The sequence below is a fragment of the Hyphomicrobium sp. CS1BSMeth3 genome, from assembly GCF_900117415.1.
In the GTDB taxonomy this organism is placed as follows: domain Bacteria; phylum Pseudomonadota; class Alphaproteobacteria; order Rhizobiales; family Hyphomicrobiaceae.
This window is the reverse complement of sequence record NZ_FPEI01000006.1, coordinates 825,056-841,360: the sequence shown is the minus strand read 5'-3', so window position 1 is coordinate 841,360 and position 16,305 is coordinate 825,056. Positions and strand designations below refer to the sequence as shown.

At 62.8% G+C, this 16,305-nt stretch carries 15 protein-coding genes; 9 read left to right on the top strand and 6 right to left on the bottom strand.

Annotated elements, in window-relative coordinates; genetic code table 11:
* Nucleotides 1-44 precede the first annotated feature (44 nt).
* Together CS1BSM3_RS19000 and CS1BSM3_RS18995 are read right to left on the bottom strand one after the other, a co-directional pair.
* Nucleotides 45-710 carry an outer membrane protein gene (locus CS1BSM3_RS19000; protein ID WP_083528730.1) on the bottom strand — a complete coding sequence of 222 codons (666 nt, stop codon included), beginning with the start codon at nt 708-710 and terminating at the stop codon, nt 45-47.
* Nucleotides 711-1,067: 357 nt separating this feature from the next.
* Entirely contained in the window at nt 1,068-2,468 is a 1,401-nt protein-coding gene (locus CS1BSM3_RS18995) for a dipeptidase (RefSeq protein ID WP_072389539.1), read from the bottom strand.
* A gap of 211 nt (nt 2,469-2,679) precedes the next feature.
* On the opposite strand from CS1BSM3_RS18995, the gene ppdK reads away from it, so the two are divergent.
* On the top strand, nt 2,680-5,394 hold the full coding sequence (ppdK, locus tag CS1BSM3_RS18990; RefSeq protein ID WP_072389537.1) for a pyruvate, phosphate dikinase: 2,715 nt from the start codon (nt 2,680-2,682) through the stop codon (nt 5,392-5,394).
* A gap of 59 nt (nt 5,395-5,453) precedes the next feature.
* Here ppdK and CS1BSM3_RS18985 read toward each other — a convergent pair whose 3' ends face one another.
* From CS1BSM3_RS18985 to CS1BSM3_RS18975, 3 genes are all read right to left on the bottom strand, one after another.
* Nucleotides 5,454-5,675, bottom strand: a complete 222-nt coding sequence (locus tag CS1BSM3_RS18985; RefSeq protein ID WP_072389535.1) for a hypothetical protein — start codon at nt 5,673-5,675, stop codon at nt 5,454-5,456.
* 97 nt (nt 5,676-5,772) lie between these two features.
* Nucleotides 5,773-6,777, bottom strand: a complete 1,005-nt coding sequence (locus tag CS1BSM3_RS18980; RefSeq protein WP_143149281.1) for an NUDIX hydrolase — start codon at nt 6,775-6,777, stop codon at nt 5,773-5,775.
* Nucleotides 6,778-7,261: 484 nt separating this feature from the next.
* Nucleotides 7,262-7,567 carry an ETC complex I subunit gene (locus CS1BSM3_RS18975; RefSeq protein WP_072389531.1) on the bottom strand — a complete coding sequence of 102 codons (306 nt, stop codon included), beginning with the start codon at nt 7,565-7,567 and terminating at the stop codon, nt 7,262-7,264.
* A gap of 554 nt (nt 7,568-8,121) precedes the next feature.
* On the opposite strand from CS1BSM3_RS18975, the gene CS1BSM3_RS18970 reads away from it, so the two are divergent.
* Nucleotides 8,122-8,895 carry a class I SAM-dependent methyltransferase gene (locus CS1BSM3_RS18970; protein WP_174263731.1) on the top strand — a complete coding sequence of 258 codons (774 nt, stop codon included), beginning with the start codon at nt 8,122-8,124 and terminating at the stop codon, nt 8,893-8,895.
* 42 nt (nt 8,896-8,937) lie between these two features.
* On the opposite strand, the gene CS1BSM3_RS28100 is transcribed toward CS1BSM3_RS18970, so the two are convergent.
* A complete protein-coding gene (locus CS1BSM3_RS28100) occupies nt 8,938-9,192 on the bottom strand; it encodes a hypothetical protein (RefSeq protein WP_143149280.1) in 255 nt (84 codons plus the stop codon).
* Between the two features lie 443 nt (nt 9,193-9,635).
* Here CS1BSM3_RS28100 and CS1BSM3_RS18965 point away from each other — a divergent pair, with 443 nt between their 5' ends.
* The 7 genes from CS1BSM3_RS18965 (at nt 9,636) to CS1BSM3_RS18935 (ending at nt 16,303) form a co-directional block, all read left to right on the top strand.
* The gene (locus CS1BSM3_RS18965; RefSeq protein ID WP_083528729.1) at nt 9,636-11,051 is read left to right on the top strand and encodes a tyrosine-type recombinase/integrase; all 1,416 of its coding nucleotides are present in this window, start codon (nt 9,636-9,638) and stop codon (nt 11,049-11,051) included.
* 13 nt (nt 11,052-11,064) lie between these two features.
* Nucleotides 11,065-12,447: a hypothetical protein gene (locus CS1BSM3_RS18960; RefSeq protein WP_072389526.1), complete on the top strand. Its 1,383-nt coding sequence runs from the start codon at nt 11,065-11,067 to the stop codon at nt 12,445-12,447.
* A gap of 390 nt (nt 12,448-12,837) precedes the next feature.
* Nucleotides 12,838-13,086 (top strand): hypothetical protein, encoded by a 249-nt coding sequence (locus CS1BSM3_RS18955; protein WP_072389524.1) that lies wholly within the window; start codon nt 12,838-12,840, stop codon nt 13,084-13,086.
* Nucleotides 13,083-13,382 carry a hypothetical protein gene (locus CS1BSM3_RS18950; RefSeq protein ID WP_072389522.1) on the top strand — a complete coding sequence of 100 codons (300 nt, stop codon included), beginning with the start codon at nt 13,083-13,085 and terminating at the stop codon, nt 13,380-13,382. The genes CS1BSM3_RS18955 and CS1BSM3_RS18950 overlap by 4 nt, the downstream gene beginning before the upstream one ends.
* 11 nt (nt 13,383-13,393) lie before the next feature.
* Nucleotides 13,394-14,983 carry an AAA family ATPase gene (locus CS1BSM3_RS18945; protein ID WP_072389520.1) on the top strand — a complete coding sequence of 530 codons (1,590 nt, stop codon included), beginning with the start codon at nt 13,394-13,396 and terminating at the stop codon, nt 14,981-14,983.
* 67 nt (nt 14,984-15,050) lie between these two features.
* On the top strand, nt 15,051-15,479 hold the full coding sequence (locus CS1BSM3_RS18940; RefSeq protein WP_072389518.1) for a hypothetical protein: 429 nt from the start codon (nt 15,051-15,053) through the stop codon (nt 15,477-15,479).
* Nucleotides 15,476-16,303: a hypothetical protein gene (locus CS1BSM3_RS18935; protein WP_072389516.1), complete on the top strand. Its 828-nt coding sequence runs from the start codon at nt 15,476-15,478 to the stop codon at nt 16,301-16,303. Before CS1BSM3_RS18940 ends, CS1BSM3_RS18935 begins: the two co-directional genes overlap by 4 nt.
* The last annotated feature ends 2 nt before the right edge of the window (nt 16,304-16,305 follow it).

The window sequence follows — 16,305 nt, the reverse complement described above, 5'->3', positions numbered from 1 at the left end:
GTTGTGCTGAATTCTGGCCGTTGGGCGCCGGCCGTCCTGTCAGATCAGAACTTGTAGTTGATACCGGCGCGGACGACGTGCATGTCCTCGAGCGTAGCGCGCGCACCGCCAGGACCGCTCAGGCGGAAGGCATCATCCAGGTTGACGTAGAGATACTCGCCCTTGAAGCTCCAGTTCCGGTCGAGCTTCACTTCCAGACCACCACCGATGGTCCAGCCGGTGACGGTCTCGCTGCCAGATCCTACGTTGTCCGATGCAGAAACGTCGGCTACCGCCAAGCCACCCGTGAAGTAGGGCATCCAGCCGTTCATGTCGACACCGACACGGCCACGCAGCGTCCAGAGCCAATCCATCTTTGCGGAGCTTACGCCGTGCGATCCCGAAACATCTGCGAACGAGAAGTCCGTCTCAAGACCCCAGACAATGGAGCCACGCTGGAAGTTGTAGCCGAGCGTCGCACCGCCAAGGAAGCCCTCCGGCTGCGGGTTGGCGTAAACGCCACCGCCATCGAAGAGATAAGCATCGCTCCAGCTATAACCAGCCTGCAGACCGGCATAGAGGCCCGTCCACATGTAGCGCGGCGGGCCGTAGTCCGGCTCGTCCTTGTACGACGGGCGACCGCCGAGGTCGGCTGCCTGGACGGCCGGGGCAGCAACCACCATGGCGAGCGCAGCCGCCATCACGCTCTTCACGAGAAAACCACGAGACATTCGCTTAACCCCCGTTTCTTGAGACCCAGCTTGCCAGCGACAGAACGCGCCACCCCGCAACCTGGTTCACTTAAGGCTCGCACCGGAACTCATGACGAGTGAGCAAGATACGAGCGGATTGCGATGAAATAGTGCTTGCTATCCGTTCACGTCAACTTAATGACGGCCCAAATTTGCACTGTTCATCCTGATCGTGATCAATACACAACCCGTGTTCCCCATAACGGGAATGTGATTGATTTGGTGCACTTAGTCAGAGCAACACGATCAATCCGTTAACGGACCAGACTGCCGAATCACGGGGGCGTGATTCTTGTCCACATTTTGTCCACAAGACCGCCCGCTCGCGGTCGCAAATCAGGCAGGCTGACCGAGCTCTGCGAGGATGCGCGCCCAGCTCCGCGCACCTTTCCTGAACGAGCTCAGGTTGTACTTCTCGTTCGGCGAATGGACGCGGTCGTCTTCGAGGCCGAAGCCGATCAGAAGGCTGTCCATGCCGAGGACCTCGCGGAACGATTGGACGATCGGGATGGAGCCGCCGAGCGCGATCAGCGGAGCCGTTTTTCCCCATTCCTCGCTCAGGGCCCGGGCGGCCTTCTCGATATAGGGCGCATTCGTATCGAAGGAGATCGCGGGGCTGCCGGGCCGGGTGGTGAACTCGGCCGTGCAGTCGGCCGGCAAACGCGCGTCGACAAAGGCCTTGATCCCGGCGAGCACATGCTTCGGATCCTGGCCCGGCACGAGCCTGCAGGTGATTTTCACCGAGGCCTTCGACGGGATCACCGTCTTCGTGCCGACACCCTGGTAGCCGCCCGTGATGCCGTTGAACTCGAGCGTCGGGCGGGACCAGATCTGCTCCATCACGGAATAGCCGGCCTCGCCCGCAGGGACCGACAGACCCACGCCGCCCAGAAACGCTTTTCCGTCGAAACCCAGCGCCTTCCACTGCTTGAGCTGCTTGGCGGTCGGCTTGACGATGCCGTCGTAAAAGCCGGGCGTCTGGACCTTGCCGTTCTTGTGCATGGCGCCGCAGATCTGCGCGAGGACGCGGATCGGATTGGCGGCCGCACCGCCATAGAGGCCGGAATGGAGGTCGATGTCGGCGGCCTTGATGACGAGCTCGCCAGCGGCCATGCCGCGCAATTGCGTCGTGATCGAGGGCGTATCCTTGTCCCACTGGCCCGTATCGCAGACGAGGGCGAGGTCGCGCTTCACTTCCTTGCCATGCTTGGCGAGAAAGCCGGGGAGCGAGGGCGATCCGCATTCCTCCTCGCCTTCGAGCAGCACCGTCACCGCGACCGGCAGATTGCCGGCAACCTTCTTCCAGGCGCGCGCGGCCTCGAGGAAGGTCAGGAGCTGCCCTTTATTGTCCTGCGCGCCGCGCGCGACGATGACCTTGCCATTGCCCTTCTCGGTCGCGATGCGCGGCTCGAAGGGCGGCGTCTTCCAGAGCTCGAGCGGGTCCGGCGGCTGCACGTCATAGTGACCGTAGAAGAGAACGTGCGGCACCCCGGCAGGGGCCTTCGCGCGGTCATGTGCGACAACCATGGGATGCCCGGTCGTCGGCACGACCTTGGCCGAGGCAAAGCCGATGTCGGAGAGCTCCTTCGCGCACCAGTCCGCGGCGCGCCCGCAGTCCGCCTTGTAGGCCGGATCGGTCGAGATGCTCGGAATGCGTAGGAAGTCGAAAAGCCGATCCAGCGCCGCCTGTTGGCCGCCGTCGAGGGTCTTCAGAACATCGCGGAGCTGGTTGCTCATCCTGCTACATCCCTGTTTTTTGCCGCGTGCGTCGCGAGCCAGTCTATCGGTCCGCCCTCGGAGGCCGTCAAGCGCGACCGAGCGGGCACTGCAACCGGCCAAAGGGCGGCAGCGTTGCACAACTCGTCACCTCCGCCTTTCCCCGCACACGCTGGCCTGATAAGGCAAGCGCGCAACAATTCCGCTTGCACCGTGAGTGGAGCTCCAGCCGATGACGACCACTGCCACTGCCACCCGCCGCCATGTCTATCTGTTCGGGCCCTCGCGGACCGACGGCAAGGCCGACATGAAGGCCCTCCTCGGCGGCAAAGGAGCCAATCTCGCGGAGATGGCGGCGCTCGGCCTTCCAGTGCCGCCCGGCTGCACGATCACCACCGAAGTGTGCGCGCTCTACAATGCGAACGGCGGCAAGATCCCCGACGATGTGCGGGCCGACGTGCTCGCCGCCCTCGACGAGATCGGCCGCGACGTCGGTGCGAAGTTCGGCGATGCCGAGACGCCGCTGCTCGTCTCGGTGCGCTCGGGTGCGCGCGCCTCCATGCCCGGCATGATGGATACGATCCTCAATCTCGGGCTCAATGACCGCACGGTCGAGGGGCTGGCCGCGCGCTCGAACAATGCGCGCTTTGCCTATGATAGCTATCGCCGCTTCATCCAGATGTATGCCGACGTCGTGCTCGGCGTCGACCACAGCGTGTTCGAGGAAATTCTCGAGAACCACAAGAACCTGAACGGCTTCTCGCTCGACACCGATTTGAGCGCCGGCGACTGGAAGGGCGTCATCGCCGAGTACAAGAAGGCCATCGAGGCCGAGATCGACAAGCCCTTCCCGCAGGACACGAGCGAGCAGCTCTGGGGGGCGGTCTCGGCCGTGTTCGGCTCCTGGCAGAATGCGCGCGCGATCACGTACCGGCGCCTCCATGACATTCCCGACGACTGGGGCACGGCCGTGAACATCCAGGCCATGGTGTTCGGCAACATGGGGCCGACCTCGGCCACGGGCGTGGCCTTCACGCGTAATCCTTCGACGGGCGCAAAGCAGCTCTACGGCGAGTTCCTCGTGAATGCGCAGGGCGAGGACGTGGTCGCGGGTATCCGCACGCCGCAGCCGCTCACCGAAGCCGCGCGCAAGGAAGCCGGCGAGACCGCCCCCTCGCTCGAAACCCTCATGCCCGAGACATTCGGCGAGCTCACGCGCATCTTCGACCTGCTCGAGCGCCACTACCGCGACATGCAGGACATCGAGTTCACGGTGCAGGAAGGCAAGCTGTGGATGCTGCAGACGCGCGCCGGCAAGCGCACGACGGCGGCCGCCTTCCGCATTGCTGTCGAGCTCGCCGAGGAAGGCATTCTCTCGCGCGAGGAAGCGCTCATGCGCATCGAGCCGGGCGCGCTCGACCAGCTCCTGCATCCGACCATCGATCCCGATGCCGAAAAGCGCATCATCGCGACGGGCCTGCCCGCCTCGCCGGGCGCGGCTGCGGGCGAGATCGTGTTCGATTCCGATGAGGCCGAGGCGCTCAAGGCCCAGGGGCGCAGCATCATCCTCGTGCGCATCGAGACGAGCCCCGAGGACATTCACGGCATGCACGCCGCTGCCGGCATCGTGACCGCGCGTGGCGGCATGACGAGCCATGCTGCCGTCGTCGCGCGTGGCATGGGACGGCCGTGCGTGTGCGGCGCGAGCGCGCTCAAGATCGACATGGCCGCCGGCACGCTCATGGCCAACGGTCGTACGTTCAGGAAAGGCGATCTGATCACGATCGACGGCACGGCCGGAGAAATCATCGTGGGTGCGGTGCCCATGCGCCAGCCCGAGCTCTCCGGCGACTTCGCGACGATCATGAGCTGGGCGGACGGCGTGCGCCGGCTCGGTGTGCGTGCCAATGCCGACACGCCGCGCGATGCGGAAGCCGCGTTGAGTTTCGGCGCGGAGGGCATCGGCCTCTGCCGGACCGAGCACATGTTCTTCGAGGAGGATCGCATTCTCGCCATGCGCGAGATGATCTGCGCGACCGACGAGGCTGGCCGCCGCAAGGCGCTGGCGAAGATCCTCCCCATGCAGCGGGCCGATTTCAAGCAGCTCTTCGAGATCATGGGCGAGAGGCCGGTGACGATCCGGCTGCTCGATCCGCCACTGCACGAGTTCCTGCCGCACGAGGATCGCGAGATCACAGCAGTTGCACAGGCCCTCGGTATCTCGCCCGCAACGCTGAAGGCCCGCGTCACCGAGCTCCATGAGTTCAATCCCATGCTGGGTTTCCGCGGATGCCGCCTCGCGATCCGCTATCCCGAGATCACCGAGATGCAGGCGCGCGCCATCTTCGAGGCCGCCGTTGCCGCCTCGAAGCGGACCGGCAAGAGCGTCACGCCAGAGGTGATGATCCCGCTGGTCGCCTACCGCACGGAGTACGACCTCCTCGCGCGTGTCATCCGCGAGACCGCACGCGCCGTCGAAGCCGAGAGCGGCACCAAGCTCAGCTACCTCATCGGCACCATGATCGAACTGCCGCGCGCGGCGCTGAAGGCCGCCGAGATCGCCACCGGCGAGGATGGCGCGGAGTTCTTCTCATTCGGCACGAACGATCTGACGCAGACGTGCATCGGCCTCTCGCGCGACGACGCAGCGCCCATCCTCGCGAGCTACGAGGAGAAGGCCATCTTCGAGGTCGATCCGTTCGTCTCGATCGACCGCGATGGTGTCGGCGAGCTCGTCGCAATCGGCACGGAACGCGGCCGCAAGGTGAACCCCGATCTCAAGATCGGCATCTGCGGCGAGCACGGCGGCGATCCGCGCTCGGTGGCCTTCTGCCATGAGACAGGCCTCGATTATGTCTCGTGCTCACCCTTCCGCGTGCCCGTCGCGCGCCTTGCCGCTGCGCAGGCGGCAATCAGCTCCAACGCTGCGGTGCGCGACAAGGACTGAAGTGTCGCGCGGCTCGCGGCGGCGGGAGCAGGGACTGAGGCCGAGACCCGCTCGCGCACTCAGCTCGAGGTCGCGTCATCCTCGTCCAGTGAGGGACGGCGCGGGCGCGGGCCCTGGTTCGTGTGGAGCAGGGCAACGACGATCAGCAGCGGCGGAAAGACGAAGCACCACGCTGCCCAGGCCGAGTGATCACGCCGCTTGTAGCTCGCGATGATACCGGCCGCGACCGCCGACACGAGCGAGACCAATCCCCAGACGACGATCCACTTTACGGCTTCCATCACACCTCACAAATTCACTACGTCGGAGCCGCAAGAAAAATAACAGGGCGGGCCGCCTTGGCAGCCCGCCCAGAGGTGACATCCACCGATGGCGAAATCAAGCGCGCTGAAGCGTGCCCGTTGCCGCATGGCGCCGGACGGCGAGACGGCGCTCGCTCACGCCTTCGCGACGAAATCGGAAAAGCTGCGCAGGCCGACCTCCGGTCTGCTGGCGCATGGTGCCCGTGGCCTCGATCACGCCCGCGCCTTCCACGTACCGGCGGAAGTTTTGCTTGTGCAGGCTCGGCCCGAGAATCGCCTCTGCCGAACGCTGAAGATCGAGGAGCGTGAAGACGGGTGGAACCAGATCGACCGCGATCGGACGCACACGCAGGCGCGCTCTGAGGCGGCCCAGCGCCGCGGCGAGGATCTGGAGATGATCCGGCACCATCCGTACTGAGGTGAGCGTCTCCCCCGCGAGGCCATCGACGTACGCGACGCTATTCGGCTCGCTGAGGTGCGGCCCGAGCTTGTGTACGAGGTCACAGCGTTCGAGCGTGCTCGTCTCCTCCCATGCCGTACTGTCGAGGCCGAAGGCCGTCCGCACGCGGCGTGACTGACGCTCGAGCGCGTGCTCGCCGACAAGCGTCGACGACTGGAGGCGATCGAGCAGAAGCTGGCCCACCCGCTCATGCCCCGTCAGACCGCCGCGCCGGCGCCGATCCTCCCACGGCATGAAGTCGAGGCAGCGACGCCACGTGCCCTGCGTGACGCTCGTGCGCTGCTGGGGCGGAACAAGCCCCAGGAAACCGATTGAAAGGGCGGAGCACGGCTCGCCGATCCCGCCGCCGGCGCCGGAGCGGCGCGCGGTGTGTACCTGCTCGAGTCTCCCCAGCTCGAGACCGGTATTCTCCAGGAGCCAGTCCCTGACCCCTCGGTCGAGACATTTGTGGGCTCCAGGATCGAAGGCCACGCTCGGAAAGCGGGCTTCGCTTGGACTTCGTTCGTCGACAAGAACTACTGGCTCGTCCCCCTCGACACTCACCAGACATGCTGCCAGTTCAACCGCAAATCCCCCATACGACGGTCGACGATCGACCATCGGGGCAATCCGCTCGGACATGCATTCCCCCGTCGCTGTGCGTGCGGCCCCCCGACCCTCTGCTCAGCGTTGTGATCATCCGATAGGAATTTGTCATTTTTCGTACAAGCAGTTTCTCAATGAACACAATTGCTTCGGAGGCCACCCGCCACCGTTCGGACACGGTTCCTTCTAACCTATTAACGTGACACAAATAAACGATCGTTCATATTCTACAGGCGCTTCGGCTCGTGCCGACGAATAATGGCATTCCCCAAATTTCTTTGCTCCGTCAGCCCCGCGGCACTTCCCTGTGGCGCGCCGAGCATCGCTCTTTTTTCCGCGCGGCAGCCCGGAAGAGACGCTCATATTTGGCCGCGGCGACATGCCCACGGCGTATGACCCGCTCGGGTTTGCTGCCCGAACCTCGTCTCGGCTTGGACTAAGCTGCCCGCATGGCGGCCGCGGGCATGACACCACGCTCAGAGGCGACAGCACCCCTTCCCAGCAGCCCGCGGCGAGCAAACTAGTGCGTCCAGGGCTCGCGACGGCCGAACTTGAAGTTGTCGGCGTAGGACTTGCGAATGGGCTGACGCGGCTTCGGCTCGCTGAGACGGAAGGGAATGCCGTTGCGCTCCGCGTAGGCGATGGCCTCTTCCTTGGTATCGAACTCGAGGCGGATCTGCGCGCGCGTGTCCGTCGAGCTCGTCCAGCCCATGAGAGGATCGACTTCGCGCGCTGCAGCGCCCTCGAACTCGAGCACCCACGCCTTCGTGCGGGCCTGGCCGGACTGCATGGCGGTCTTCGCAGGACGATAGATGCGAGCGATCATGGGCGTGCGGTTCCGGGTGAGAGGCCGGAATTTCGGCCGGAGGAATGCCAATGCGGATCTCAGACAGACCGTTAGCATTCTTCGCTCGCTCTGAAAACACGGAGATCAGCCTCGGGCTGGAGGCGCGTCACTCCCGACCGAGACGGCCCTAACAACGATGCCACGCGGCATCGCCGTACCATCCTCCCCGGAGGAAAAATCCCAGGCGCGCGATCCGCGACGAAGCATCGCAACGGCGCCGTCGAGATCGAATGTCGCATTCTCATGAGTTGCTACTTCAATGAAAATACGAACTTCAACCGGCGAGCGGCGTGCTGATGCCCCGCCACCCTGCCGAACATAGCTGGCATCAGTAACCTCGGAAGCCCGGGCGCTCCCGTATGCGCTGCGATCCCGGTGCGATCAGCCGGCCGCTGTAAGCGCCGGCGCGCGCCCTCATGGCCAATCGCGACAAGGGCCGAGCGATCAATCGTCCGCATTCAGTTGTCGCGTCTCCGATCGCGACGCCCGCCTCCGAGGCAAGAGCAAAAACACGCGTTACCTGGAAGGCGATCATGGCTGCGATGAACCCCCTGCTCACGAAGGTGTTCCGAGGCCCGCTGGATCTCAACGGCCCCGTGATCGGACGCCTCTTCTACCTGTTCGAATATGCAAGGGCCTATGTCGAGGAGCGGCACGAAGCCTTCGATGCACGCTTCGGCACAGATACTTCGGCTCCCGTGTTCGAGCACCACCAGAAGACGTCCGTTCACTTCTACGTGCCGACGACGGCTTCGGTCATATACGAGATCATCGGTTCTCTGCCGCTGACGCCGAACAAGTTCACGTTCATCGACATGGGGTCGGGCAAAGGCCGAGCGCTGCTCGTCGCATCGGAATTTCCGTTCACGAAGATCGTCGGCGTCGAACTGTCGAGCTATCTGCACCACGTCGCCGAAGAGAACATCAAGCGCTACAAGCCTTCATCCCAGCAGTGCGCGGCATTCGAGCTGCATTGCATGGACGCTCTCGACTACGCCTACGGTGAGGAGCCGTTCGTGCTCTTCCTGTTCGATCCGTTCGGACGCGAGATCCTCGAGAAAATCATCGCCAATCTCGAGGCCACTCTGAGGGCAAGGCCCCGCGAAGCCTATGTCGTGTACGTTTATCCGCAGTACGATGACCTGTTCCAGAACTCGTCCGTCCTTCGACGGGTGAGAGAGGCCAGCCCCAAGTGGCAGCCCTGGAACCAATACGTGGTCTATGCTGCGTCGGCAGGCACAGCCACTGGCGATCAAGGGGCAGCGGACACCCAGTTGCCTGTCACAGCGGCCAGCAAGGCAGCCTAGCCGCGGCGGCTGTGACGGCTGCCTTGCCGTTCGAAGTGCTCGCTATGATGCACAATTCGAGGAGCCGAACCATTCGCTCGCTCGCCATTCTGCTTCATGATTGAACCAAATAAGCACCCACAGGGTTGCCCAACCCTTCCGACGAGCGCCTTCGTGGCGGTGATTGCCGTCAGCCAGAGTGAGCACGCCGTTCTGGTACTCGGCAATAGCAGGCGGAAGTTGTGCCGGATCGCTCACCGTTGACGCGATGCGTCCCGTCCGCTCGTTCCACTGATCTGCCGGCGTGCGATACTTCATCTCGGGTTCAGGCCCGCATTTTCGCACGAGCCGCGCCAATGGAAGCTCAACCGGTCCGATCCACCATCGTCTCGCCAGCCTGAGGCCGTTCGAAAGACCAGGGTTGGCCCAGCCTCCGGCACTCAAGTAGGCGTGCACCCACTCCTCTGTCCTGCCAGATCGCGCATACTCGCGTGCGGAAGCTAAATCGAATTCCATCGATCTTTGCGCCGTCGATTTTTATGGCAGCGGCCATCGCGGAGGGCTCGGCCTCACAGCGCTCGGCGAAATTGGTCGGGGCAGCGGGATTCGAACTCGCGACCCCCTGCTCCCAAAGAGCCTGCCAGCTTGTAGCATAAGGTTGCGTTCTTGTGTGGCCGATTCTGGTTATCACCAGTAAACACAGTGGTTTCGAGCATTCGCATAGTAGCGAATCGGTGTGATGGGTAGACATTCGTAGCGACATGATTCGCTACCCACTTGTTACCCCTCACATTCTATCGGTGCGCAAATTGCGAAAGCTGCTTACGGTCCTATCCATCGACAAGCTAGACGCTGGCGACACACGCCGCGAAGTCGCGGATGCTGGCATGCCGGGCCTTCGGCTCGTCATCCAGCCCAAGCCCTCCGGAACCAAATCCTGGTGTGTACGGTACCGCTACGGCGGCCGTCCGCGGAAGTTGACCCTCGGGACGTATCCCGTTGTCGACCTCGTGAAGGCCCGGGAGCGCGCCAAGGATGCCCTCGAGGCCATCGAGCGCGGAGAAGACCCCGCCGCCGAGATGAAAGTCGCCAAAACGATACAGCACGCCCCCAAGGCCGATCGGGATGCTTTCGGCGTCCTGGTCCGGCGGTGGCTCGACAGCTACGTCATACCCAACACCCGATCGTGGTGGGAAACCGCACGGCTGCTCGGGCTGCATGTCGTTCGTGGTGAAACCCGTACCAAGGGCCTCCCGGTCTTCCGAGAGGTTCCCGGGGGGATTGTCGCGCGCTGGGCCGAGCGACCGGTCACCAAAATCCGCCGGCGGGACATTCACGAACTGCTCGACGTCAGCAAAGCCCGTGGCGGGCGGACCGTGGTCAACCGCGAACTCGGCACCCTGAAGCGGTTCTTCAATTGGTGCGTCGATGCCGAGATCATCGAAACCAGCCCGGCATTCCGCCTCGCAAAGCCGCTAGCCGAAGGGAAGCGCACGCGTATCCTTTCAGATACCGAACTGAACCTTGTATGGCGCGCCGCCGAGATCGAAGGTTTCCCGTTCGGCGACATCGTGCGTCTGCTCATTCTGACGGCCCAGCGCCGCGGCGAAGTCGCAGGCCTACTGCGGCCGGAGCTCGATACCAAGGCAAAGGCCTGGATACTGCCGCCGGAGCGGACGAAGAACGGCTTGCCCCACCTGGTGCCCCTGACCACGACATCGATCGCCATTCTTGAAGGCGCACCGAAGATCGTTGGCGAGGATCATCTGTACGGCCTCGGAGGACGCACGCCCTTCAGCGGGTTCAGCAGGGGCAAGGCTCGGTTGGACGAGCGCATTACGAAGCTCGCGAAAGCGGATGATCCGCGGGCAACAGACATGCCCGAATGGAACTTGCACGATCTGCGCCGGACGGTGGCAACCGGAATGGCACGCCTTGGTGTTCTGCCGCACGTCGTCGAGGCCGTACTCAATCACGTGAGCGGCAGCAAGGCTGGAGTGGCGGGCATCTATAACCTTTGGACCTATGAGACCGAGAAGCGGGAAGCTCTCGAACTGTGGGCGCGGCACGTCAGGAAGATCGCAGATCCGCCGAAGGCAAGAGGACCAAGAAGACCAAGAGGACGAAGAATATCATATGGGGTGGTTGATCCCCTTGGGTCCAGGACCGCTGGCTAGAGGGGGAAACGCGATGAGCCGTCCGAAAGTAGCACGACGCCGGCAGAAGCTACTGAACGATACGAAGATAGAGCCCAAAGACGAGCTGGCGATCGACGAGGCGGAGTACATGCTGCGCCAGCTCGCATTGGCGGGAAAGCTGAAGGAGCACAGTGGCACGCTAAGACAGCGCTACGCGATGTGGCTCAGTTGCTTCGATGTCGTGATGGTCCCGCGCACAGAAGGCCATCCCAAGGATCATTTCCTTCTGGCGTTCGACTGCGCTGGCATTGAAGAGCCTTCACGCGATCCATTCCGCCCAGGCGACGTTGATGCAGCCATACGTTTCACCCTGTTCACGCTGCTCAAGCTGAACTGCCTCATCCTATTGCCAGCGGGTGAAGCGGATCGAATGCGAAAGAACGATCTAATCAGCTTCTACAGACTCTCTGAAGAGAAGGCCGGTAAGGTACTCAAGAAGGCACGAGATGGAGACCCCGTTGCGTACGAGCTTCTCCGAGACATGCTGCGTCAGTACCAGGATTGCGGCGATAGCTCAGTCTCAATGCCCACAGTGATCCGTAACTTCAGAGATCTGGTGCTCGACAACAAGATCGAATATCGCCCGCCGGTGGGCATGACGAAGTCACAAACTCAACGCGACGCCGAGCTCATCAAGTTGGCGTATCACTTCACCGAGAAAGGTTATTCGCCTACCAGGTCTAAGGACAGCCCAACAAAGGAACCCGGCGCCCTATTCATTGTCGAACAAGCCGCGGCTCGATTGGGCATCACGATAACGGAGAAGCAACTCGAGCGTAGATGGAGTACCGCGCTATCGAGCGGTGATATCCGCAAGCAAGGCCGCTTCGGATATCACATGCCGAACCCATTGGATGAATTGATCCCCATGCTGGAAGGTATGGAGGTAGTTACCGCAGTGGGCAATACGATCTTCCCTAGTGTGACTGCCGATATTGATCATCTTTCGCGCCTGCTCGATTGGTCGGAGTCAAAGGTCCCGAACGACGAGCACATCTCGACGGGAGTGACCGATATCGAGTCTGAATTGGCTCGAGTGCTGCGCTCAGCAATGTCTGCCGTGGGCCGGATGGAAGGCTATGCGGCTCAGTCCGAAGTGATTAAGTCGATGATGGCTGCTGCTCAAGGGCGAGGTCAAGCAGCGGAGCCCGAAATCGCTGTTCTCGCTGACCAGCAGGATGCTCTCGAGCGCGCATTAAAAAGCGAGCTTGCTCAATTGATTGGAGAATTCCCGCTCTTTGCTCGCATGTGGGAATCCACAATTCCCGATCCCCTGAAAGAAGCGGGGACATTTGGTGCGACCGAGTGTGTCAGGTTGTTGTTGGACGCAACAACCGAGGTGCACCATGAAAGCACAGAGGGCGGTTCCCACTAGCGACGACGAAGCTTTCGACAACGGCGCTATCTGCAAGCGCTTTGGAGTTTCGCGCTGGGCCATCTTGAGCTGGCGGGAGAAGCACGGCTTCCCGCAGCATGATTTCTACGTCGGGCCACGCGGCTTTACTTGGAAATCGACGATTGACGCATGGGTGGCCTCCAGGCCTCGCCAGAGTGCGCTCGCTGGCAAGCGACTGCCTAATCATCAGGAAGCTGAAGCCGCCTCCCAGGCAGCCTGAGGTGCGGCCGCACGCAACGTCCTGGGAGGGAACCAGGGCGCGCGCCGGTCAATGTTCGATGGAAGCGGCGAACTAGTAGCACAACCGTCCTGCGTATTCCAGTCGTGCGCGTTGAGACCCGCCGCAAGTTCACGGGATTTCGACAGAAGATGGAAGCGCAGACCAACATCGCGGCGAAGCCGCAGCGTCACTCAACTGAGTGCGACGCCACCCTGTGCAGCTATTCGGAAGACGAAGCTGCTGAAGCCTTTGAGCTGCTCCGCGAGGTTGTACTTCGCATCGAAGAATACGGCCGCATTGATGACCGCGGCGATGATGACGCCCTGCTTGAGCGCATCTCAACTCTGCTCCATGCCCCAGCGCCGAGCTCTCCGATTGTAGAGGGGGCGCCGTCATGAGCAGCGCCGACTTCGGCCCAAGCTTTCCGCTCTGCAGGCTATTCAGAAAGACATCGAAGCGAACTGAGCAGGACTATTGGGTCGGCCGCTTGGGCATGGCCAAGGTCGTACTGCTTAAGTCACGCGAAACTGCCGACGATGGCGGCGAGATCTGGCACCTCATGGTTCAGCAGGCCGAGGAAAAGCCTCGCCAGCACGATGGCAAGCCGAGCCAAGTGGAGCGCGCGAAGGCGAATGAGCCGCTCGCCGCTGCCCGCCCGTCGCGCCCCGCCCCCAATGATCCACTGCCGTTCTAGGGGGAGCGCACATGGCAATATTCTCAGATATCCATGCCCCGAACGGATCGGCGTTGAAGCGCTCTAATGGCAAGGCCAACGGGAAGGCGCTGCATGTGGTGGCCGGAGCCGGCGTGGCGGAGGATGATCTCCCCATCCGCAGGGCGCCGAACAACATTGACGCCGAGCAAGCGCTGCTTGGCACGGTCCTCACCAATAAGGAGGCATACGGGCGCGTGTCTAGCTTCCTGGATGGGCGCCATTTCTTCGACCCGCTACACCAGCAGATTTATGAGGTGGCCGGCAAGCTGATCACAAGCGGCAAGCTAGCTACGCCCGTAACCATGCGCGCCTACTTTGAGGCTGCCGTGCCCATCGAGCCCGGGCTTACCGTGCCGCAGTATCTCGGGCGGCTCGTCGTCAAAGGTGAGACGACGTCTGATGCAGAGCACTATGCGCGGGAAATCGTAGAACTCTCCGAGCGACGCAGAGCGATCGTTATCGGAGAGGATTTCGTCAATGAAGCGTACGATACCGCCGCCCCCTTTAACGGGCTGCTCCGGCACACGGCGGCCGAATTCGCTCTTCTGCAAAGCAATGATGCAGGCCAACTCAAGCCCATAGATCTTGCTCAATTTCAAGCGGCCGACCTCATGCCGCGGGAGTGGCTCATTGAGGGGCTCATAGCCGAGCGCAGCGTCAACATGCTCTATGCATGGCGCGGTGGCGGCAAGACATGGGCTGCGCTCGAACTGGGCTTGGCCGTGGCGTCTGGCGGCGAGTTCCTGAAATGGAAAGCTCACCGCCCGTGCACAGTCCTGCATGTCTGCGGAGAAATGCCGGCTATCGGATTGCGCGAGCGCTTGGACTTAATCACCAAGGGCGACAACGTGATTGCCGAGAACTTTCACATCCTTTCTTCTGATCTGCATGAATACGGTCTCCCGGATTTGGCGACGCCGGAAGGCCAGTCGGCGCTCGATGCAGTAATTCGACGCACGGATGCCCGACTGATCATTCTGGACAATGTGTCGACCTTGATGCGCACCGGCATCGAGAACGAGTCCGAAGGATGGCTTCCCGTCCAGAATTGGCTTCTGTCACTTCGGCGCCAAGGGCGCAGCGTGATTGTCATCCATCACGCGAACAAGGCTCGCGGCCAGCGCGGCACTTCGCGGCGAGAGGACATCCTAGACGTGGTTCTCAATCTCAGGGAGCCGCAGGACTACGATCCGAGCGAGGGTGCGCGCTTTGAGGCTCACTTTGAGAAGGCGCGCGGCCTTCACGGTGCGGCCGTAGAGCCGTTCGAAGCGAGGCTAGAGATTATTGACGGTCGCGCGGTGTGGACCATGCGCGAGCTAGCCGATGCGCACCTCGCTGACATTGAAGAACTGCGAGGCCAAGGCCGCACTATTCGTCAGATCGCTAGCGAGCTTGGCATGTCGAAATCTGCTGTGCAGCGGGCGCTCGCAAAATCGGTTCGTCCCGCTGACCCGCTCTCTAGGGCTGGGACAGTGGGACAGCGCAGCGCGAAGCGGGACGGCGCGCGGGACAGCGCCGGGACACACGGGGCTGAGGCCGAGGAAAATCAATATCGCGAGGCTCGCGATGGCGGGACATGAGGCGGGACACCTAGCGGGACGGCACTGTCCCAGCGCTCCGGACCAAAATCACGTCGGTGGGACACCCTTGGATGCTCCCATCAGGCCTTACCTCGAGGGCGTTCTCGCGGAGAACCTCGATCTCTACTGGCCACATATCAGGGGATGGATCCACGAGGCGTTGGTCACCAATGCGAACGCCCACACGGCGGCGGACATCTACCGTGAGATCCGCGATCGCAAGATGCAGTTGTGGGCCATCTGGGCGCGCAACGATCGCCCGACGGGGGTGCTCATCACCGAAGTCTACGAAACAGCGGCGGGGCGCACATGCGCCATTCCGATCGTCGGTGCGGAGATGATGGAGCAGAGCCTCCCGGTCCTGAAGATCATCGAGAAATGGGCCCGTGAGCAGGGCTGTGTTCGGTTGCGTGGCGAAGGCCGCGCCGGCTGGGAGCGCGCGTTGAAGCCGCTCGGCTGGCGCAAGATCACGACACAGGTGGAGAAGCGATTGTGAGCACGAAGCAGAAATCGACGTCGAACACGACGAAGGACCCTTACGCTCCGGCCATTCCAGGCCTGACGAGTGCTGCCTCCGGCATCACGAGCTGGATGAACAATCCGGCCAATGCCCAGGCCTACAGCGGCCCGCGTGTGGCCGGCATGAGCGACCAGACCTCGGCGGGCCTCGATGCGCTCTATGACTCCGCCGGCGCGAAGCAGACCGAGGGCTTTCTGTCGGACACGGTCGGGGGCAAGTACCTTGAGCAGGGCAACCCGTACATGGAGCAGCTCATGAGCTCCATTCGGGCGAACGTCATGCCGAGCGTGAATTCTCGCGTGTCGGCGGCCGGCATGGCGCCGGGCTCGAGTGTCGATCAGGCTCTCGTGTCCCGCGAGCTGACCAACGCGACCGCTCAGCCCTTGTTCCAGACCTACGAGAACGAGCGCCAGCGCCAGATGCAGGCAGCGAGCCAGCTCCCGGGCGTTTCCCAGGGCATCATGGGCAACATGTTGAGTGCTGGGCAGGCGCGCGAGGGCTACGCGCAGCGCGACATCGACGCCGCGCGGCAGGCTTGGGAGGAACAACGCATGGCGGGCCTCAGGCCATATGCGGAGGCCTTGCCATACATCTCTCAAATCGGAGCAGCCGGCGGCACCGGCAGTGAGACGAAGACTGCCTCAGTAACGCCGAACCCGCTTCAGACGGCTCTCGGCGTCGGCATGATGGGCGCGCAAATGGCAACGGGAATGCCTCCTGGTCTGTTCGGTGGCGGCGGAATGCCCGGCATGGCTTCGACCGGAAATGTCGGCAATCAAGTCAACGCATGGTGGGGGTGAGC